Source organism: Streptomyces sp. NPDC042638, assembly GCF_040647235.1.
Classification (GTDB): Bacteria; Actinomycetota; Actinomycetes; order Streptomycetales; family Streptomycetaceae; genus Streptomyces; species Streptomyces rameus.
Genome location: NZ_JBEZBT010000050.1, coordinates 34,435 through 55,046 on the forward strand (window position 1 = coordinate 34,435; position 20,612 = coordinate 55,046).

Here is a 20,612-nt window from a genome sequence, read left to right on the forward strand (position 1 = left end):
GGTCATTCCCCCCGGAGGGTGGTTTCGAGGACCGCGGCGACGCGTGCGGCCGGGTCCGGCTGGAGTACTCCGCTGTGTGTGCAGGCGAGTTCGTGCACGTCGAGGGCGGCGGTGACGGGCTGCCAGGCCGCCGCCTTCTCGGCGGTCCCCGCGTGGGCCTGCTGGGTCGCGGAGAAGAAGGTGACGGGGCCGTCGTAACGGGACGGCCGCCAGGCGCGGGCGAGGTGGATGTGGTGGGCGCCCGCGTCGGTCATGGCGTGCAGCACCCCGTCACCGAGGCCGGCGAGCGGGCTGTCGGTGGTCCGGATCACCGCGAACGCCTCGGTGCGGCCGTAGCGGCCGGGGGGCGCGGGCCGGTCCGGGGCGTGGCTGTGGAGCAGGATCCGCAGCGCCTCCCGCTCGACCACGTCCGCCGGCAGCCGGGGGGTGCCGGGGGGCTGGGGCATCGCGTCCAGCACGGCCAGCAGCCGCACCTCCTGCCCGGCCCGGCGCAGGCGTACGGCGATCTCGTGGGCGACGGGACCGCCGAAGGAGCGTCCCAGCAGGGCGTACGGGCCGTGCGGCACGAGTGCGCGGATGCGTTCGGTGTACGCCTCGGCCAGCGCGGCGACGCTCGCCGGGAGCCGGTCCGCGCCCTCGGTGAGCGCCGGGCTCTGCAGGGCGTGCACCGGCCGGTCCGGGTGGAGGTGCGGGAGGAGGGCGGCGAAGGACCAGCCGAGGCCGAGGGCGGGATGGACACAGAACAGGGGGGTGCGGTCGCCCGTGCGGAGGGTGAGGAGGGGTGCCAGGTCGGTGCCGGGGGCGGGGGTGGGGGTGGTGCGGGCGGCGAGCAGGGCGGGGGTCGGAGCCGCGAACAGGGCGGCCAGCGGCACCCGGGCCTTCGAGGCCAGGCGCAGGGCGGTCAGGGAGTGGCCGCCGGCCGTGAAGAAGTCGGTGTCCGGGTGGGTGCCGGGCACACCGAGCACCTCCGCGAACAGCGCGCACAGCCACCGTTCGCGGTCGTCGCGCGGAGCGCGGGTGCCCGGCCCGCCGGTCGCGTCACCCGTCGGCTCGGGCAGGGCGGCCCGGTCCGTCTTGCCGTGGCGGGTGAGCGGTACGTGGTCGATGCGGGCCCAGACGGAGGGCACGAGGTGGGCGGGCAGCTGCCGGGCGGCGAATTCCCTGGCGCGGCGCAGGAGTTCGGGCCACTCGTCGTCCGTGGCCTCGTCCGGCAGGAGCCATGCCGCGAGCCGTTTGCCGCCGGCGGCGTCCGGGCGCGCGGCGACGACGGCCCGCCGTACCCCGGGGCAGGCCGCGAGCGCGGTCTCCGCCTCGGCCGGTTCGATGCGCACGCCGCGCACCTTGATCTGGTCGTCGGCGCGGCCGCGGAAGTCGAGGACGCGGTCGCCGGTCCAGCGGGCCAGGTCGCCGGTGCGGTACATGCGGCTGCCCGGCGGCCCGTACGGGTCGGCGACGAACCGCTCCGCCGTCTGCGCGGGCCTCATGAGGTAGCCGTGCGCCAGGCCGGTCCCGGCGAGGTACAGCTCGCCGGTGCCTCCGTCGGGCACCGGGCGCAGCAGCCCGTCCAGGACGTAGGCGCGGGTGTTGTCCAGCGGGCGGCCGATGGGGATCGCGCCGGGGGCGCCGTCGGTGGTGTGGGCGGTGGCGAAGACGGTCGCCTCGGTGGGGCCGTACCCGTTGACGACGGTGGTGCCCGGGCTGTGCGCCCGCAGCCGGGTCACGGTCTCGGGGGCGAGTACGTCGCCGCCCGCCCAGATCTCCCTCAGCCCGGCCGCCGACTCCGGCGCGATCTCCGCGACCGTGCGCAGGAGTTCGGGCGTGAGGAACAGCGCGGTGATCCGCCGCCCGGGGATCACGCGGCGCAGGACGCCGGGGGTGACGGGGCCGGGCGGGGCGATGACGACCGTCCCGCCGTTCAGCAGCGGCACCCACACCTCGTACGTCGCCGAGTCGAAGGTGCAGGGGGCGTGCGCCAGCACACGGCGGTGGCCGCCGCCCTGGAAGCGGGCGTCGGCGGCGAGTTCGACGATGCCGCGGTGCGGGACGACGACGCCCTTGGGTTCGCCGGTGGAGCCGGAGGTGTACAGGACACAGGCGGGTGAGCCGGGGTGGGTTTCCGGGAGGGGCGAGGCGGGGGGCGGCCCGGGCTCGTCGATGTCCAGGCTCAGCACGCCGTCGGGCGGTTCGGCCGCCGTCCCCGCGGTCAGCGCCAGCCGGACCCCGGCCGCCTTCGTCAGCCGGGCCAGGCGTTCGGGCGGCTGGGCCGGGTCCAGCGGCAGCCAGCAGGCGCCCGCCTTGAGGACGGCCAGCTGGGCCACGACGACGGACGGGGAGCGGGCGGCCAGCAGGGCGACCGTGTCGCCGGGGGCCGTACCCGCCCGGACCAGACGGGCGGCCAGGGCATCGGAGGCCAGGTCCAGGTCGGCGTAGGTGAGGGTGGTGCCGTCCGACTCGACGGCCGGGCAGTCGGGGGTCCGGGCCCGCTGCGCGGCGAACCGGGCGGTGACGGTGGCCGGCCGGGCCACGGGGCGGACCGGACCGGTGGCGAGGTCGATCAGCCGCAGGTGTTCCGCGGGCGGCAGGACGTCGAGGCCGTCCGCCGGCCGGTCGAGGTCGCCCGCCAGCACGCCCAGGGCATGGGCCACGCGGCCGGCCACCGCGGACGCCGACAGGCCCCGGCGGCAGCCGACCGACAGCCACAGCCGCTCGCCGGCGGTGACGGCCAGCGTCACCGGGTAGTGGGTGGCGTCGGTGACCCGCACGAGGGTCAGCTCGTCCGGGCCGGTGTCGTCCTCACCTCGCTGCGGGAAGTTCTCGAAGGCGAGGACGGAGTCGAACAGCTCCCCCACGCCCGCGGCGCGTTGTACGTCGGCGAGCCGCGCGTGCTGGTGGGCGACGAGCCGGGACTGTTCGTCCTGGAGGCGGCCCAGCAGTTCGGCCGTGGTCTCGCCGGTACGCAGCCGGACCCGTACCGGGAGCGTGTTGACGAACAGGCCCACCATGCTCTCGACGCCGGGCAGGTCGTGCGGGCGGCCGGAGACGACCGCGCCGAAGACCACGTCCCGGGAGCCCGTGGTCCGGGCCAGGACGAGTGCCCAGGCCGCCTGGACGAGGGTGTTGAGGGTGACGCCGGCCTGCGCGGCGCGCCGGGTGAGCGCGGCGGTCAGGTGGGCGGGCAGACGGACCTGGGCGCGGTCGCAGGAGCCGTCGTCGGCCGCGGTCGCGAGCGGCGCGGGCGGTTCGAGCCCCTCCAGTGCCTCGGCCCAGGCCGTCTCCGCCTTGTGCCGGTCCTGCCGCGCCAGCCACGCCAGGTAGTCGCGGTAGGGGGCGGCGGGCGGCAGCGGGCGGCCCGCGACCAGGGCGGCCAGGTCCGCCTCCACGACCGGCATGGACCAGCCGTCGAGCAGGATGTGGTGGAAGGACAGGAGCAGTTCGGCACCCGTGTCGTGGCGGGCGAGGGTGGCCCGCACGAGGGGCGGCCGGGCGGGGTCGAAGCGCCGGGCGGCGTCCGACTCCAGCAGCCGTCGCATCCGCACGGCCGTCTCGTCGGGGTCGAGGCCGGTGAGGTCGGCCTCCCGCCACGGCACCTTCACCGCGCGCGGAACGATCTGCACGGGCCGTTCGAGGCGTTCGTGGCGGAAGCAGGCGCGCAGGTTGGGGTGGCGCCGCAGCAGTTCCGTCACCGCGGCCCGTACCCGCCCCGGGTCGGTGCCGGGGCCGATCCGGAACCGGGCCTGGACCAGATAGGGGTCGGGTCCCGTGGTGTCCCGCAGGGTGTGGAAGAGGAGTCCTTCCTGGGCCGGGGACAGCGGCAGGACGTCCTGGACGTTCCCGCTCACCGGAACGTCACCTCCCCGTCGAGGCCGTCGGAGCCGTCGGCGTCCTCCTCGAAGTCCAGGTCGTTCTCGTACTCCATGAGCTGGTCGACGGTCAGGTCGACCAGCGGGAAGTCGGACGGGGTGTGGCCGGCGGCGGAGCCGTCCGCCGTGTCCGCCACGAGGGCGGTGAGTTCCTCGGTCCACAGCCGGGCCAGCTCGCGTACGCCGTCCTCGGTGAGGACGCCCTCCGCGTAGGAGAAGGTCGCCTCCAGCCGCGGTTCGCCCTCCGTGCCCCGGGCCAGGGCGTCGATCTCCAGGGCGTGCGCGACCGGCACCGCTTCCGGTCCGGAGTCGAGCAACCGCCCGCCGGCCGCGTCGTCCCCGGCGAACCGCCCCAGGTAGGCGAAGCGGACGTCGGGAGCGGGCAGCGCGGCCAGGGCGGGGCCGGCCTCGGGGTGGAGGTAGCGCAGCAGGCCCCAGCCGAGGCCGGCGGACGGCACCGCCCGCAGTTGCTCCTTGACCTGCTTGAGCGCCGCGGGGCCGCGGTCCGGGCCGGGGTCGAGGAGGACCGGGTACTGGGTGACGAACCAGCCGACCGTGCGCGAGACGTCGACGGGCGCCGACAGTGCCTCGCGGCCGTGTCCCTCCAGGTGCAGGAGGAGGGCCGTACCGGTGCCGCGCCGGCGGACGGCCGCGCGGACCAGGGCGGTGAGCAGGACGGCGTCGGTGCCGCAGTGGAAGGCGCCGGGCAGGGTGACCAGGGCGGACCGGGTCAGTTCGGCGTCCAGTTCGACGGTGACGGCGGCGCGGCGGTGGGCGGTGGCGGACGCGGCCGACCGGCTCGTCCAGCCGTCCGGTCCGTCCGTCAGCCGGGCCGTGCCGGCGGTGGCCAGCCGGCCGGTCCACCAGCCGAGTTCGTCCGTCGCCCGGTCCGCCTCGGCGGCCAGCAGCCGCGCCCACCGGGTGAACGAGGCGCCCGGATCCGCCGGAGGTTCGCCGCCGTCCGCCAGCAGCCCCGCCAGTTCCTGCCCCAGCACCCGCCAGGACACCCCGTCGACGGCCAGGTGGTGCACGAGGAGCAGCAGGAGACCGGGCCGGCCGGGTCCGGCGTCGAGCCAGAGCGCCCGCAGCATCTCCCCCTGCTCCGGGTCGAGTACGGCGGAGCGCGCCGACTCCTGGGCGAGGCCGGCCGGGTCGGTGCCGGCGGGGACGGCGACGCGTTCCGTGCGTACGGTGGCCGGGCCCGCCTCCAGTTCCCAGTCGGTGGACTCGTCGTGCCGTATCAGCCGCATGCGGAGGGCGGCGTGCCGTTCGGCGAGGGCCGCGACGGCGGCCCGGACGCGGTCCTGGCCGACGCCGTGCGGGACGGGGAACACCATGGACTGGATGAACGTGCCGAGCGGGGTGCCCTGTTCGCGCCACCAGTGCATGATCGGGGTGAGCGGGAGGCGGCCCTCGGCCAGGTCGGGGCCGGCGGGCCGCTCCGGGGCCGCCGGGCGGGCCGACAGGGCCAGGCGGGCTGGGGTGCGGGCGGTGAAGACGTCCCGCGGGGCGAGGAGCAGACCGGCCGCGGCGGCCCGGGCGGCGAGCTGGATGGCCATGATGCTGTCGCCGCCGAGCCGGAAGAAGTCCGCGTCCGCGTCCACGTCGGAGGGTTCGGTGCCGAGGACCTCGGCGTACAGGGCGCACAGGGTCCGTTCGGCCGGGGACGCGGGGCGGCGGCCGGCGGGGGACGCGGCCGGGCCGCGGGGGGCGGGGGCGGGCAGGGCGGCCCCGTCGATCTTTCCGTTGGAGGTCAGCGGGAACGCGTCGAGGACGACCACGTCGGCCGGGACCAGGCCGGCGGGCAGACGTTCGGCCGCGTGGGCGAGCAGGGTGCCCGGGTCAGGGGTGTGGCCGGGGGCCGGGACGACGTATCCGACCAGCTGCGGGCGGCCGGCCCCGCCCTCCCGGACGACGGCCACCGAGCCGCCGACGGAGGGGTGTTCGGCGAGGGTGGCGGCGATCTCGGCGGGCTCCGCGCGCAGGCCGCGCAGTTTGACCTGGTCGTCGGTGCGGCCCAGGTAGTGCAGGGTGCCGTCGTCGTCCTGCCAGGCGAGGTCGCCGGTGCGGTACATGCGGGCGCCCGGGGGGCCGTAGGGGTCGGCCGTGAAGCGCTCGGCGGTCTGCGCGGGGCGGTGCAGGTAGCCGTCGGCCAGGGGGCCGGAGAGGTACAGCTCACCCCGCGTGCCGGGGGCCACCGGGCGGAGCCGGTCGTCGAGCAGGCGTACCCGCGCGCCGGCGAAGGGCCGGCCGAGCGGTGCGCGCGTCGGCCCGCTCCCACGGCCGAGGGGCTCGGAGATCGTGACCGCGACGGTGGCCTCGGTGGGGCCGTACACGTTGTGGAAGCGGCGGCCGTCCGCCGCCCAGCGCTCCACCAGCTCCGGCGGGCAGGCCTCCGCGCCCACCGCCAGCACCCTCAGGTCCGGGCAGGCACCGGCCGGGACCGTCGCCAGCACGGACGGTGTCGTCATGACCGCGGACACCCGCCGCCGCGTCAGCACCCGCGCCAGGTCGTCCCCCAGCAGCATCCCGGCCGGCGGCAGGACCAGGGTCGCGCCGGAGCCGAAGGCCATGCACAGGTCGGCGACCGATATGTCGAAGGTCGGGGGGCCCAGCTGGAGCACCCGGTCCCCGGAGGCCAGGTCCAGCCGGTCCGCCAGGGACTTCGCGAGCGCGGCCAGGCCCGAGTGCGGGACGACGACACCCTTGGGGGTGCCGGTGGAACCCGAGGTGTGGATGACGTAGGCGGGGCTGGACGGGTCCGGGTAGGGGGCGGTCAACGGCTCGCCCTCGTACGCCTCGGGGCCCGGCACCAGCACCGGTACGTCGCCGGCCGCCGGCAGCGCGTCGTCCGCGACGACCAGCACCGGCCCCGCGTCGGCCAGCGTGCGCCGCAGCCGTTCCGCGGGGTGCTCGGGATCGAGGGGCAGGTACGCGGCACCCGTCCGCTGGACGGCCAGCGCGGTCACCGGCCAGTCCGTGCCACGGCCGCGGACGAGCGCCACGAGGCGCCCGGGGCCGGCCCCGCGCCGGGCCAGGGCGCCGGCCAGCCGGTCGACCCGGTCGGCGAGTTGGGCGTACGACAGGGTCCGCGTGCCGGTGTCGAGCGCGGGTGCGTCCGGGGTGCGGGCGGCCTGCCGGGCCACCAGCTCGGGCAGCGACAGCGGCGCCGCCGCACCGGCGCCCGACGCCGTCGCGAGCAGGCGCTCGCGCAGGCCCGACGGCACGATGTCGATGTCTGCCACCCGCAGCGCCGGGTCCTCGGTGACCTGCCTGAGCAGCTCGACGTAGCACTCGGCCCAGCGCGCGACCGCTTCCGGCGAGAAGGTGTCCGTACGGATCTCGAAGCTGCCGATCATCGCGTCGCCGCTGTCCTTCACCACGCCGACGAGGTCGTGCTCGCCGCCGGTGTGGATGCGTTCGGGTTCGGCGAACTCGCGTACGGCGGACACGCTCGGCTGCTGGGTGAGGTGCATGAAGACCCACTGGAACAGCGGGGACCGGCCGATGCTGCGCTCGGGTGCGGTCGCCGCGACGATCCGGCCGACGGGCAGGTCGGCGTTGGCGACGAGGTCGGGGAAGTCGGCCGCGAACACGGTGAGGAGGTCGGCGAAGGAGCTGTCGGGGCGTACGCGCCAGCGGGTGGGGACGGCGTTCATGACGTAGCCGATGACCCGTTCCAGGCCCTTGGCGGCCCGGTTGGCGACGGGGGTGCCCAGCACCATGTCCTCGGCACCGGTGACCCGGTGGGCGAGGACCGCGAAAGCGGCCATCAGGACGCCGTAGACGGTGGTGCCGGAGCGGCGGGCCAGGGCGCGGACGGCGGCGGCGGCGGACGGGTCGAGGTCGAAGCCGATGTGGACGATGCCGTCGGGGTCGCGGCCGGGGTCGTCGGCGGTGGATCCGTGGCCGGGGGCGGTGAGCGGGCCGGGCGGGTCGGCCAGGTAGCGGCGCCAGAAGGCGAGACGCTCACCGAAGACACCGGCCTCCTCCAGCTCGCCCTGCCAGGCGGAGAAGTCGGCGTACTGGACGCCGGGGCGGGTGAGCCGGGGCACGGCGCCGTCACGGATGGCCAGGTACGCCTCGGCGAACTCGTTCTGCAGGACGTCGAAGGACCACCAGTCGGCGATGGCGTGGTGCACGCTCAGCATCAGGGTCGTACGGCGGTCGTCGACGCGTACGAAACGGCCGCGCATCAGCCTGCCCCGGTCCAGGTCGAAGGGGCGCCGGCGGAAGGCGTCGAAGGCCTGGTGGACGGTGGTTCCGGTGCCGCGCAGGTCGTCGCGCTCCAGCACGAAGGGGCCGGAGTCGGGGAAGTCGACGTGGAGTTCGCCGCCCGGGGTGCCGGTGACCCGGGTGCGCAGGATGTCGTGGTGCTCCTGGACGAGGGTGAGCGCGGCCTGGAGGTGGGCGACGTCCACGGGGTCCTCGAAGTGGTACGCACAGCACAGGTTGAGGGCGGGGGTGCCGGGATACAGCGACTCGTACGCCCACAGGTCCTGCTGCGCGGGGCTGAGCCGGACCGGCCGGGCGGGGTCCCTCGGCGGGACGACGGCGGGCACGTCCCGCACGCGTCCGCTCTCCACCAGCTTGCGCAGCAGCTTGACGCGCTGCTCACCGCCGAGGGCGCTGAAGCGGTCGGCGAGGGAGGCGGCGGGCCGCGGTCCCTGACGGACGGGGGCGGTCATCACAGGCTCTCTTTCAGTTCGGCCAGCCGGTTCAGGCTCGTGAGCACGTCGTCGAGTCCGAGGCCGAAGTCGACGAAGCAGGCGACCTCGTCCACGCCCAGCTCCGCCAGGTCGGCGAGCATCTTGGCGCAGTGGCCGGGCGAGCCCAGCAGGCTGCCCCAGCTCAGGTAGCGCTCGAACGCGAACTCCGCGAGCAGCGCGGTCTTCTCCTCGGTGAGCGCGGCGGTGCCGGCGTCGGCGGTGCGGTTGGCGGCGGTCTGGCGGAGGTAGGAGGCCAGGTACGTCTTCAGCGGGGCGGCGGCCAGGCGCCGTACCTCCGCGTCGTCGGCGCCGACGTAGGTGTGTGCCATGAGCGTCACCCGGCCGTGCGCGTCGGTGCCCCGCTGGTCGGGGGCGGCCGCGCAGGCGGCGCGGTAACGGGCGATGCGGTCGGCGAGGTCGTCCCGGCTCTGCCCGACGGTCGCGCCGAGCACCCCGCAGCGCAGCCGGCCGGCCGCCTCCCACGTCTCCGGGTTGCCGGACGTGGTGATCCACAGCGGCAGCGACTCCTGTACGGGCCGCGGCTGGGGCAGCACGCTCACCGGCTTGCCCGTGCCGTCCGGGAAGGGCGCGCTGTCCCCCGCCCACAGCGAGCGCAGGACGGGGACGGTGTCCAGGGTGCGGGCGCGGCGGTCGGCGTAGTTGCCGGGCGCGAGCGCGAAGTCGGCGGAGTGCCAGCCGGTGGCGACCGACAGCCCCGCCCGGCCGTGCGAGAGGTTGTCCACGACCGCCCAGTCCTCGGCGACCTTCAGCGGGTGGTGCAACGGCAGGACGACGCTGCCGGCCCGGATGCCGATCCGCTCGGTGGCCACGGCGAGCGCGGCGCTGAGCACCGGTGGGCTGGAGAACACCTGCCCGACCTGCTGGAAGTGGCGCTCGGGCGTCCACAGGGCGTGGAAGCCGAGGCGGTCGGCGGTCCGGGCGACGGTGAGGATGTCCTCGTAGGTGCGCTCGTGCCGCACCTGCCCGCCGGCGGTGCTGTCCGCACCGAAGAACATCACGCTGAGGTCCACTGCCTGTCCTCCTGCTTCCTGCCGCCGCGCTCGGCCGCGGTCGTCCGGGATGTCTGGGGTGTGTGCGGTACGCGCGGTCTGCGCGGGATGGGTGCCATGGCGGGCCGCGGGCGGGCCGCGGTGCCCTCCAGTGCGGCGGCGAGGGCGGCGACGGTGGGGGTGGCGAAGAGCTGCGCGGCGGTCACCGGCCGGTCGGGGGTGCTCAGGCGGGCGGCGACCCGTACGGCCCGCAGCGAGTTGCCGCCGAGGGCGAAGAAGTCCTCGTGGCGGCCGACCCGGGGCAGGCCGAGGACCTCGCGCCAGACCGCGGCGACGCGCTCCTCGGACGGGGTGCCGGCCGCGGGCGCGGTGGCGGGGGCCGCCGGTGACGCGAGGCGGTCGGCGGTGCCCGCCCTGCGGGGCGGTGCGGGCAGGGGGAGCGCGGAGAGGCGGGTCGCCGGGGCGGTCGCGGCGGCCTCCAGGGCCTGCGGCAGCGCCTCGGCCAGCCAGCCCGCGAAGGACTCCTCCAGTGCCTCGGCCCGGTACTCGAAGGTGAGGGTGAGGCCGCCGGGCGTGCCGTCCGGGGCGGTGGTCTCGGACACGTCGACGAGCAGCTCGAACCGGGCGGACCCGGTGCGCACCAGCTCCACGCCGGCCTCGGCGCCCGGCAGCGCGACCTCGGCGCGCGCGTTGTTCTGCAGCGCCAGGACCACCTCGGTGAACGGTTGCCGGCCGGGTCTGCGGGCGGGGTTGAGCGCGCCGACGACGCTCTCGAACGGCACGTCCTGGTGGGCGAAGGCGGCGAGGTCGGTGTCCCGGACGCGGGCCAGCAGTTCGGCCGCGGTCGGGTCACCGGACGCGTCGGCGCGCAGGACGAGCAGGTTCACGAAGAACCCGACGACGTCCTCGACGTCACTGTCGGCCGCCCGTGCCGCCACGGGTGCGCCGACCGCCGTGTCGGGGCCGGCGCCGGCCCGCAGCAGCACGGTGACCAGGGCGGCGTGCAGGGCCATGAAGAGGGTGGCGCCCTGGGCGTTCGCGGAGTCGACGAGCCGGGCGTGGGCCGCCGCGTCCAGCCGCCGTACGACGGTCCCGGCGGCCGGTCCGGGCACCGCGGGCGCCTGCGGGCGGCGCGGCAGCAGCGGGCCGTCGGCGTCCAGTCCCGCCAGCCGCCGCCTCCAGTAGGCGAGTTGCACGGCCGCCGGGGAAGCGGGATCGGCCGGGGAGCCCAGCCGGTCCAGGCGGCGACGGGCGTGCTCGGCGTAGGGGACGGCGAGCGGGCCGAGGCCGGCCGGCCGGCCCTGGACCCGGGCGGTATAGGCCCGCGACAGGTCACGGAACAGCGGGCGAAGCGACCAGCCGTCACCGGCGATGTGGTGCACGAGCACGAGCAGCGCGTGCTCGTCCGGCCGCTCCCGGAGGGTGAACAGGACCGCCCGGACGGGCAGTTCGGCGCTCAGGTCGAAGCGGTGCCGCGCCACCTCCGCGAGGGCCGGCTCCAGCTCCGCGGCCCCGACGTGCTCGTGCGCGAAGGGCGGCTGCGCCCGTGTCCCGCGCAGCACACGCCGTACCGGGACGCCGTCGGTCTCGCCGAAGAGGGTGCGCAGCACCTCGTGCCGGTCGGCGACGTCGGCCAGTGCGCCGGCGAGCGCGTCCGGATCGACCGCTCCGCGCAGCCGGACCAGCATGGGGAGGTTGTAGGCGGCGCCCGCGCCGGTCCGGTCCAGGAACCACAGGCGTTGCTGGGCGTCGGACACGGGCAGCGGACCCGCGGCGGTGGTGGGCCCGGGCGGCGGTACGGCGGCGGGCGCGCGTTCGACGAGCGGGGCGAGCCGGGCCGGGGTGGGCGCCTCGAAGAGCGTACGGATGTCCAGCTCGACGCCGAGCGCGGAGCGGACCCGGCCCGCCAGCCGGGCGGCGAGCAGGGAGTTGCCGCCGAGGAGGAAGAAGTCGTCGTCGGGACCGAGGGGGGCCGAGAGGACCTCGGAGAACAGGGCGCGCAGGGCGCTCACGGTCGCGTCGGCCGGGCCGCCGGCCCGCTCGTCCGTACCGCTGGTCCCCCCGGAGGCGAAGACCGGTTCCGGCAGCGCCGCCCGGTCCAGCTTGCCGCTCGGGGTGAGGGGCAGGGCGTCCAGGACGACGAAGGCGGCCGGCACCAGGTGGTCGGGAAGGGTGCGGCGGGCGTGGCCGCGCAGTTCCGCCGCCGAGGGTGCCGGGGTGCCGCGCGGGACGACGTACGCGGTCAGCTGCCGGTCCCCCGCGGGGTGGGCGTGGGCGACCACGGCGGCCCGGTCGACGCCCGGGTGACCGGCCAGGACGGTCTCGATCTCGCCGGGCTCCACCCGGAAGCCCCGGATCTTGATCTGGCTGTCGGCACGGCCGAGGTGTTCGAGGACACCGTCGGGCCGGCGGCGGACCAGGTCGCCGGTGCGGTAGAGGCGCTCGCCCCCGGGGGCGGCGACGAACCGTTCGGCGGTGAGGGCGGGTTGGCCGGTGTACTCCCGGGCCAGGCCCGCACCGGCCGCGTACAGCTCGCCCGTGCCGCCGTCGGGGACCGGCCGCAGCCCTTCGTCGAGGACGTACAGGCGTTTCCCGGCGAGCGGGCGGCCGATCGGGAGGGGGCCGCCGGTGGCCAGGTCCCCGGGTGTGACCGGGTGGGTGGTGAGGAAGACCATGCACTCGACGGGGCCGTAGCCGTTGGCCAGCCTCAGGCCGGGCCGGCGCGCGAGGGCGCGGGCGACGTGCGGGGGCGACAACGCCTCGCCGCCCACGAGGAGTTCACGCAGACCGTCGAGGGCGTCCGGGTACTCGTCCACGACCACGTTGAACAGGGATGCCGACAGGTACATGGACGTGACACCGTGCTCCGTGATCAGGCGTGCCATCACGAGGGGCTCGGGGCGGCCCGGGGGGTGCAGCACACAGGTGCCGCCGTTCACGAGCGGCCCCCACAGTTCCAGCGCGAACGCGTCCCAGGACAGCGGCGCGCACTGGAGCCAGACCGCGCCCGGCCCGAAGGAGGCGAAGTCCTGGCCGGTGAGGGTGGCCGTGACCGCCTCGTGCGGGGCGGCGACGCCCTTGGGGCGGCCGGTGGAGCCGGAGGTGAACATCACGCAGGCGCGGTCGGCGGGGCGTACGGGAACCGTGCCGTGCGGCAGCGCGGTCGCCGTCCCCGCGTCCCCGGGGTGCACCACGGGGGCGTCGAGGCCGCCGAGGTGCCGGCCGCGAGGTGTGACGACGGCGGTGACGGCCGCGTCCGTCGCCATCGCGGCGAGGCGTGCCGCCGGGAAGCCGGGGTCGAGGATCAGATAGGCGGCGCCGGCCTTGAGGACGCCGAGGACGGTCACGACCAGTTCGGCCGACCGCTCCAGGTGCACGCCGACCGTGTCGCCGTGCCGTACGCCGTGCCGGACGAGCAGTGCGGCCGAGCGGGCGGCGCGCGCGTCGAGTTCGGCGTACGTCAGGCGGTCGTCGCCGTCGATGAGCGCGAGGGTGCCGGGTGCCGACCGCGCCCGCTCCTCGACGAGTTCATGCACGCACTTCATCCCGGACCCCTTCGTCTTCCCGGACGTCGTGCGCGTCGTCGGCCGCCTCGTCGTCCGCGTCCGGCATCACGAGGTCGATCTCGCGGATGTTCCGGCTGGCCAGCCCCCACAGGGAGACCCCGATGCCCGCCAGGCCGGCGAGGAAGAACATGCCTGCCATGCCGCTGCCGGGCCGGTCGCCGAAGAGCGGGCCGAGGACGGTGAACAGGCCCGTGCCGTGGGCGGCCTGCGGTTCGAAGACGTGGTCGGCGAGCGGGCCGGACAGGGCGGTGGCCAGCGGGACGGAGATGTAGCCGAGGAACATCACCGCGCCGAAGACGCGGCCCTGCCACTCCTGGGGGACCTTGCTCTGCACGATGGCGTTCATCTGCGAGTTGACGACCGTCATCAGCAGGGCGCCGATCAGCACGGCCACCGACCAGCCGAGGACCCCGCCGGCGAACGCCATGCCCACCAGTGCGGACAGGCACATCCCGATGACGCCCAGCATCATGCCCCGGCCGCGGTCGCGCGGTCCGCCCCAGGCGGCCATCAGCAGGCCGCCGGCGACCCCGCCGACACCGATCGCGGTGTTGACCGCGGCCAGCGCGGCGCTGTCGGCCCGCAGCAGCACCATGGGCTGGATCAGGGCGAAGCCGAAGACCATCACCAGGTTGACGACACAGAAGTTGACGATCAGGTCCCGCAGGCCGGGCGTGCGGAGCAGGTAGCGCAGGCCCTCCCCGGACTCCGCGGTGATCCTGCGGCGCGGCCCGGACGGCGGTGCGGGCCTGTCTCCGGTCAACCGCACCAGTCGTACGCCGATCAGGGCGATGGCGTAACTCACCAGGTCGGCGAGGAGGGTCGGGCCTATCCCGAAGACGGTGAGCAGGATTCCGCCCAGCGCCGGTCCGCCGATGCTCGCCGCGCTCTTGGCGCCGCCCAGCAGGCCGTTGGCGCGGCCGAGCTGGTCCTTGCGGACGAGCAGCGGCACGGCCGAGGACAGGGCCGGGAACTGGAAGGCCGCACAGGCGCCGAGCAGGGCGGTGGCGACGTAGATCTGCCAGGAGTGGAGCAGGCCGAGGTAGTGCAGCAGCGCCAGGCAGCCCACGACCAGCAGGCCGCCGGCGTCCGCAAGCTGAAGCGCGGACCGCTTTCGCATACGGTCGACGATTGCGCCCGCAAGCGGGCTGAGCAGCGCCTGTGGGAGCAGCGCGCACAGGGAGAGCGCGGTGACGGCGCTCGCCCTCTCCCCGGTGGACCAGACGTCGACGACGAAGGCGAACCGGACGGCCGCGCTGCCGACGAGCGAGACGGCCTGGCCCGACCAGACCAGCATGAGCGGCCCCAGGCCGGTGAAACGGCCCGGGCTCGTATCGGTTGGAGTTGCTGTCACTGCACTGCCCCCAGGACGGTCGCGTGCGGTCAGGGCACCGGCCTCGTGATTCCGGGTCCGCTGTCGAATGGCCGTCATGATGCGGTGGCCGATTCCCGACGCGTTCCCATCGCGAACGTCTGAACGGGACCGGGACGGGAGCGGATCGGGACGGAATCGGGAGCCGTCCGGGTGAGGGTCCCGGTGTTGTTGTCTGCAGACCCGCAGAAGGAGTAAGCCGTGAAGGATCCGCGGGACCGTTCGCCGGACGGGACGGCACTGGCCCACGCGCTCCAGGACCTGTCCTCCGTGGAGCGCTGGGCGGAGCGGGCGGCCTCCGACGGCCAGGCGCCGCCTTACGTCGCCCACGTCCTCGCCGAGGGGCCCACGTTCAGTGTCGAGACGGAGACGGTGGACGGCATGCACAGCGTGGCCAGGATCGCCCCGCCCCCCTCGGACGAGGCCGAGCGGGCCGCCATGCGCTCGCTGGTGCGGTCGCTGCTCGACCTGGCCGGCCATGAGTCGGGACCGGCCCGTACCCAGGTGGTGCTGACCGCCGCGGGACCTCGGGTGGTGACGTGCAGTCTGAGTGAGTAACCGCAGGTCAAAGGCGTTCCCCGGGGGTTCCCGGGGCCGTTCCCCATGCGTTCCCGCAGGGCGGTAACGCACGAGGAACCCACCGGGAACGGCCCCCAGGAAAGTCAGTGGCGTCAGGAAGCGGAAATCACCGCGAATCGCTCAGACACCACAAAGGGGCAGACAATGGGACGCAAGGTTGCCGGGTTCATCGCTCTGATCGCCGCCACGCTGGTCCTCGGTTTCGGCGGTCACGCCATCGAGCAGGGTGTGCAGGCGAACAGCCAGGACCTCACCGGCGTCACCTCCGTCCTCGCCGACAACCAGAAGCCGACCGACGTCACGGTCGTCCCGGCCGACAACCAGAAGCCGACCGGCACCACGGTCGTCCTGGCCGACAACCAGAAGCCCACGGTCATCGTCGCCGGCTGAGCCCCCGCCCCAGGCTGCACGTCTCGCGACAGTGCCCCGTCCGGACCTCCGGGCGGGGCACTCGCCGTTCCTGCGGCCGTTCCCGCTTCCCGCAGCCGTTCCTGTGGCCGCTCCCGCGCCCCGCGGCCGTTCCGGCTTCTGGGGCGCCCCAGCTGGAGAAACCTTTCAGCGCACGCGCTCGGCCCGTTCAGCGCCGTCGCCGTTCCTCCGCGACCCCCATCCGCGCGAACAGTTCCTCCGCCGCGGCCCGGTGCCGGGCCGCGGCCACGGCGTCGTCCTCGGCGTCCGCCAGCCCGGCCAGCGCGTACGCCTCCTCGATGCGGTAGCTCATCGCGGAGGCCAGTTCACGGGCGTCGGCGTGCAGTTCGCGCGCGGCCCGCCGCTCGCCCTGCCGCCGGCGCAGCCGGCCCACGATGTTCTCCACCTTGGCCCGGCGCAGCGGCGAGGCGTTGGACGCCACCAGTTCGAGGGCCTGCTCGGCCAGGTCGGGAGTGCGCACCGGCCGGCCGAGGTGCTGGTCGACGTCGGCCGACAGGGCCAGGGCCAGGGCCACGTTCCCCTGGTCGGCGCGGTCGTCGACGAGCGCGCGGGCCTGCTCCAGGCTGCGCGCGGCCTCCTCGTACTCACCGAGACCGGCCTGGGCGAAGGCGAGGTCGGTGAGCGCGGTGAACTGTTCCTCGCGCAGGCCCGGGTCGCACTGCAGATCCACCGCGCGCCGGGCCGCCGCCTTGGCCTCCTCGTGGCGTCCCCACTGCTCGTAGAGGGTGCTGAGCAGGCTCAGGCTGTCGCACTCCGACCAGGGGGTACCCAGTTCCCGCTCGTAGGCGGTCGCGCGCTCCAGGTGGACCAGCGCCTCGGGGAAGTTGCCGAGCAGACTGTTGAACTGGCCGAGAGTGGCCTCGCTGTGCGCCTCGGTGTGCCGGTCGCCGAGCTGCGCGGCGACGTCCCGGCCCTCCCGGGCGGCCTGCAGTCCCTCCTCGAAGCGGCCCAGCCGCCAGCACGCGACCCCCAGGTTGGACAGGCTCACGCCCAGCAGGGCCAGGTCACCGAGGCGCTTGGCGGCGGCGACCGAGGCCCGCCCCAGCGCCCCGAACTCCTCCAGTTGTCCACGCGCGCTGAGCTGGAAGACGAGGTTGCGGCTCAGACAGACGACATAACGGTCGAGGCCCCGCCGTTCGGCCAGCGTGACCGCGGCGAGCAGCGCGTCCTGTTCCCGGGTGAACCAGGTCTGGGCCCGCTCGGCGTCACCGAGGGGCGGCAGGTCGGCCGTGGACTTCTCGATGCCGGTGGGGCGGTGGCGGCGGCCGGGGTAGAGGACGTCGCAGGCCGCCTCGGTCGCCGTCAGGTAGTAGCAGAGCAGCCGTTCCACGGCCGTCGCCGCCTCGTCACCGTTGTGGTCGGCGGCGTCGAAGAGACTCTGGGCGAAACTGCGCACCAGGTCGTGGAAGGAGTACAGCCCGATCTCCGGCTGCTGCACGAGGTGCACGTCCAGCAGGCGTTCCAGCACGTCCTCGGCGTCCCACATGTCAGAGCCGAGCAGCGCGGCCGCCGCGTGGACGTTGATGTCGCCGCCCGGGTGCAGGGAGAGGATCCGGAAGGCCGTGCGGCTCTCCTCGTCCAGCGCCTGGTACGACAGGCGCAGGGTGGCGGAGACGCTGCGGGCGCCGGAGCTGAGTTCGTCGAGCCGGCGGGTCTCGTCCCGCAGCCGTTCGGCCAGGTACTGCAGGGTCCAGCGGGGCCGGTTGCGCAGGCGGGCGGTGGCGATGCGCAGGGCGAGCGGGAGGTGGTCGCACAGCCGGGCCAGTTCGGCGGCGGCCTCGGGCTCGGCGGCGACACGTTCGGTGCCGAGTGTCTCGGCGACCAGGGCGGCGCTCTCGCGCGGGGACATCACGCCGAGGGAGATCCACTGCGCGCCGTCGAGGTCGACGAGGCGGCCCCGGCTGGTGAGCAGGACCAGGCAGCCGGCGGTGGTGGGCAGCAGGGGGCGGATGCCGGAGGCGTCGGCCGCGTTGTCGAGCAGGATCAGCAGCCGCTTGCCGCTGAGCGTGGCCCGCCACAGGGCGGTGCGGCCGGCCGTGTCGTCGGGGATGCGGTCACCGGGGATACCGAGCGCCCGCAGCAGGCTGTCCAGCGCGGTGCCGGCGGACACCGGCTGGTCACCGGGGGTGTAGCCGCGCAGGTCGATGTGGAGCTGGCCGTCCGGGTACTCGGGGATGAGCTGGTAGGCCGCGCGCACCGCGAGGGAGGTCTTGCCGCTGCCGCCCATGCCGTCCAGGGCCACGATCTTCGGGCCCTGCTCCCCCTTCTGCGTCGCGCAGCGCAGCAGTTCGGCCATCTCGACCGCACGGCCGGTGAAGTCGGCGAGGTCGTAGGGCAGGGTGCAGGGCGGCTCGGCCGGGAGCGGAACGGGAACGGGGGCCGGGGCGGCGGGCTCGGGACCGGCCAGTTCGGGACTCTCCCGCAGGATGCCCTCGTACAGCCTGGTCAGCTGCGGGCCCGGGTCGACGCCGAGTTCCTCGACGAGCAGTTCGCGGACCTTGCCGTACTCCTCCAGCGCCTCGGCCTGCCGTCCCGAGCGGTACAGGGCGAGCATCAGCTGGCCGCGCAGGGTCTCGCGCAGCGGGTGCTGGGCGACCAGTTCCCTGAGGTCCGGGATCAGCTCACCGGACTCGCCGAGGGACAGGCGCAGGGCGAGGTGCTCTTCCCAGACGGCCAGCCGGCGTTCCTCGATACTGGTGGCGGCCGCCTCGATGACCGGTCCCCCGATACCGGACAGCACCGGGCCCCGCCACAACGCCAGTGCGCCGCGCAGCATTTCGGACGCCTCGGAGAGTCGGCTTTCGGCCACGGCCGCTTTTGCGGTGCGCACCAGCATTCCGAATTCGGACAGATCATTCTGGGTCTCTTCGATCACGACCCGGTAGCCGGGGCCGTCCGTGAGCAGTACGTCAGCACCGCCCGGTATCCGTCTTCGCAGGTCGGCGACGGCCTTACGGACCTGGTGGGACGCGGTCGCCGGTGGATCGTCGTCCCAGGCGGCCTCGACCAGCCGGGAGACCGGGAGTACCTTTCCCGGCTCCAGCAGCAAAGTGGCCAGAACTCGCTCCTGAATAACGCCGCCGAGTTTCAACCGGACGCCATTCGACCACCCTTCCATCGGGCCGAGGACATTGAACCGAAGCTGATCTCCTGACGCAGCCGTCACCGACAGCCTCCCCCCTGAGTCGCCGCTCCCCTTAAGCAGTCCCCTTCGCGCTGGGCGATCGTAACGGCATGCGGAACGCTGCGGTACTGCGACGGGAATCGTTCGGGAAGCGGTTCGTCCAGTCTCTTCCTCGTTGGCAGGCACCTCGTCGACTCGGGTCGCCAACCTGGCATGTGGCCAAGAATCTGAGGATAAGGGGGAGACCTATGAATTCCGAGTCCACACCCGGTCTCGATGTGCTGCTGCAGAATGCACGGCGGCGGGCTGGGCTCACCCAGGCACAGCTGGCCGGGCTTGCCACGGTGAGCGTGCGCGCCATCCGGGACCTGGAGCAGGGCCGTGTACGAAACCCTCGTAAAGAAACACTCAAACTGCTGGCGAATGCCATGCGTATGAGCGATGCCCGGCGGATCGAGCTCGAATTGGCCGCCGACGCCCACGCGGCGGGCCGGGTCCTGCAGTCCCTCTACAGCGCCGAACTGGCCGCGCCCCCGACCCCGTTGCGTCCGCTGGTCGGCCGCCGTGCCGAACTGGAGGCGCTGACCGACCGGCTGGACAACCGGCACGACCGGCTGCTGACCCTGGTGGGGCTGCCCGGCGTGGGCAAGTCCCGGCTGGCCCAGGAGGCCGCGCTGGTGCTGCACGCCCGGGACCGGATGCCGGTGCTGTGGGTCCCCATGGACCGTGCCGCGGACGCCGGCCCGGAGCAGGGTCCGCAGGCACCACTGGCCGGGTGGGTCCGCTCGCTGATCCGCGACGGCGACCGCTTCGAGGAGCTGACCTCGGTCATCGGGGACAAGCCGACCCTGATCGTGCTGGACGGACTCGACGACTCGGCGCCCGCGCTGCCCGCCCTGCTGAACCTGCTGCGCGCCTGTGAGCGGCTGAAGACCGTCGTCACCTCGCGGCGGGTGACCCAGCCCCCGGCCGGACGGCTGCTGCCGCTGGCCCCGCTGCCCGCTCCGGCACCGAGCGCCGCCGAGTCCGCCCTGCCGGGCGACTCGCTGGTCGCCGGCCGGCCCGCCGTCGAGCTGATGCTGTCGTACGTCAGCCACATGCGTCCCGACCTGCTGCCCACCGACGCGGTCACGACCGCCCTCGCCCACATCTGCCACCGCGTGGACGGCATCCCGCGGGCTCTGGAGGCCGCCGCCTCCTGGCTGCTGCTGTACTCGCCGGACCAGCTTCTGGAGATCGCCCGCGCGACCCCGCTGTTCCTCGTCGACGGGGTCACGCCGGCGACCTCGGAGCCGGGCGGCACGCTCGGCGAGCAGCTGGGCTCCGCGCTGGCCGAACTGGACGACCGTACCGCCGACCTGCTCACCACCCTGGCGGCCCTGCCCGAGCCGTGGACGGTGGACGCCGCCGCCCGCGCGAACGGCAGGCCGCTGACCGAGACCGCCCGGGACGTGCACGGCCTGCTGCTCCGGGGCCTTGTCCGCCAGCACGCGACGGAGCCGGGCGGGCCCGTCGGGTTCACGGTGCTGAACCTGGTCCGCGAGCTGATGACCGCGCGGCGACCGGCGGCGGACCTGGTCGGCGCCGCCGACTGAGCCGCCGGCCCCACCGGGGGCCGACCGGCGAAAAAGCCGCGGGGGCCCGACGAAGGCCCCCCGACGGCGGACCGGCCCGGCCAACGAAGAACCCCACCGACGGCGGACGCGCCCGGCCAACGGAAGCCCCTGCCGACCCGGTCGATGAAGGACCCCACCGACGGCGGACGCGCCCGGCCAACGAAGAACCCCACCACCGACGGCAGACCGCCCGGCGAACGAAAGACCCCACCGACGGCAGACCGGCCCGGCCAACGAAAGACCCCACCCACAGCAGACCCGCCCCGCCAACGAAAGACCCGCCCGGCGGAAGACCTGCCCGGCGGAAGACCCGGCCGGCGGCGGGGCCGGCCGGGTGAAGAGCCGGC

At 75.0% G+C, this 20,612-nt stretch carries 9 protein-coding genes; 3 read left to right on the top strand and 6 right to left on the bottom strand.

Features of this window, described 5'->3' with window-relative positions; translation table 11 throughout:
- Positions 1-2 precede the first annotated feature (2 nt).
- From AB0B40_RS30300 to AB0B40_RS30320, 5 genes are read right to left on the bottom strand one after another with little or no spacing between them, the layout of a single operon-like run.
- Positions 3-3,839: an amino acid adenylation domain-containing protein gene (locus AB0B40_RS30300; RefSeq protein ID WP_362266697.1), complete on the bottom strand. Its 3,837-nt coding sequence runs from the start codon at positions 3,837-3,839 to the stop codon at positions 3-5.
- Positions 3,836-8,548, bottom strand: coding sequence for an amino acid adenylation domain-containing protein (locus tag AB0B40_RS30305; RefSeq protein ID WP_362266699.1), 4,713 nt, complete (start codon positions 8,546-8,548; stop codon positions 3,836-3,838). The genes AB0B40_RS30300 and AB0B40_RS30305 overlap by 4 nt, the downstream gene beginning before the upstream one ends.
- Positions 8,548-9,600: a MupA/Atu3671 family FMN-dependent luciferase-like monooxygenase gene (locus AB0B40_RS30310; protein WP_362266701.1), complete on the bottom strand. Its 1,053-nt coding sequence runs from the start codon at positions 9,598-9,600 to the stop codon at positions 8,548-8,550. The genes AB0B40_RS30305 and AB0B40_RS30310 overlap by 1 nt, the downstream gene beginning before the upstream one ends.
- The gene (locus tag AB0B40_RS30315; RefSeq protein WP_362266703.1) at positions 9,585-13,124 is read right to left on the bottom strand and encodes an amino acid adenylation domain-containing protein; all 3,540 of its coding nucleotides are present in this window, start codon (positions 13,122-13,124) and stop codon (positions 9,585-9,587) included. Before AB0B40_RS30315 ends, AB0B40_RS30310 begins: the two co-directional genes overlap by 16 nt.
- Positions 13,108-14,442 (bottom strand): MFS transporter, encoded by a 1,335-nt coding sequence (locus tag AB0B40_RS30320; protein ID WP_345053070.1) that lies wholly within the window; start codon positions 14,440-14,442, stop codon positions 13,108-13,110. The genes AB0B40_RS30315 and AB0B40_RS30320 overlap by 17 nt, the downstream gene beginning before the upstream one ends.
- Before the next feature lie 276 nt (positions 14,443-14,718).
- On the opposite strand from AB0B40_RS30320, the gene AB0B40_RS30325 reads away from it, so the two are divergent.
- Both AB0B40_RS30325 and AB0B40_RS30330 read left to right on the top strand, forming a co-directional pair.
- Complete coding sequence (locus AB0B40_RS30325; RefSeq protein ID WP_345053067.1) at positions 14,719-15,075, top strand: hypothetical protein; 357 nt, start codon at positions 14,719-14,721, stop codon at positions 15,073-15,075.
- Between the two features lie 165 nt (positions 15,076-15,240).
- Positions 15,241-15,486 (top strand): hypothetical protein, encoded by a 246-nt coding sequence (locus AB0B40_RS30330; RefSeq protein ID WP_345053065.1) that lies wholly within the window; start codon positions 15,241-15,243, stop codon positions 15,484-15,486.
- A 187-nt stretch (positions 15,487-15,673) separates the two neighbouring features.
- Here the strand turns inward: AB0B40_RS30330 and AB0B40_RS30335 are convergent, their stop codons facing one another.
- Positions 15,674-18,643: a BTAD domain-containing putative transcriptional regulator gene (locus AB0B40_RS30335; protein ID WP_345053062.1), complete on the bottom strand. Its 2,970-nt coding sequence runs from the start codon at positions 18,641-18,643 to the stop codon at positions 15,674-15,676.
- Positions 18,644-18,897: 254 nt separating this feature from the next.
- Between AB0B40_RS30335 and AB0B40_RS30340 the strand changes: the two genes are divergently transcribed.
- Entirely contained in the window at positions 18,898-20,244 is a 1,347-nt protein-coding gene (locus tag AB0B40_RS30340) for an AAA family ATPase (RefSeq protein WP_362266705.1), read from the top strand.
- Positions 20,245-20,612 lie beyond the last annotated feature (368 nt).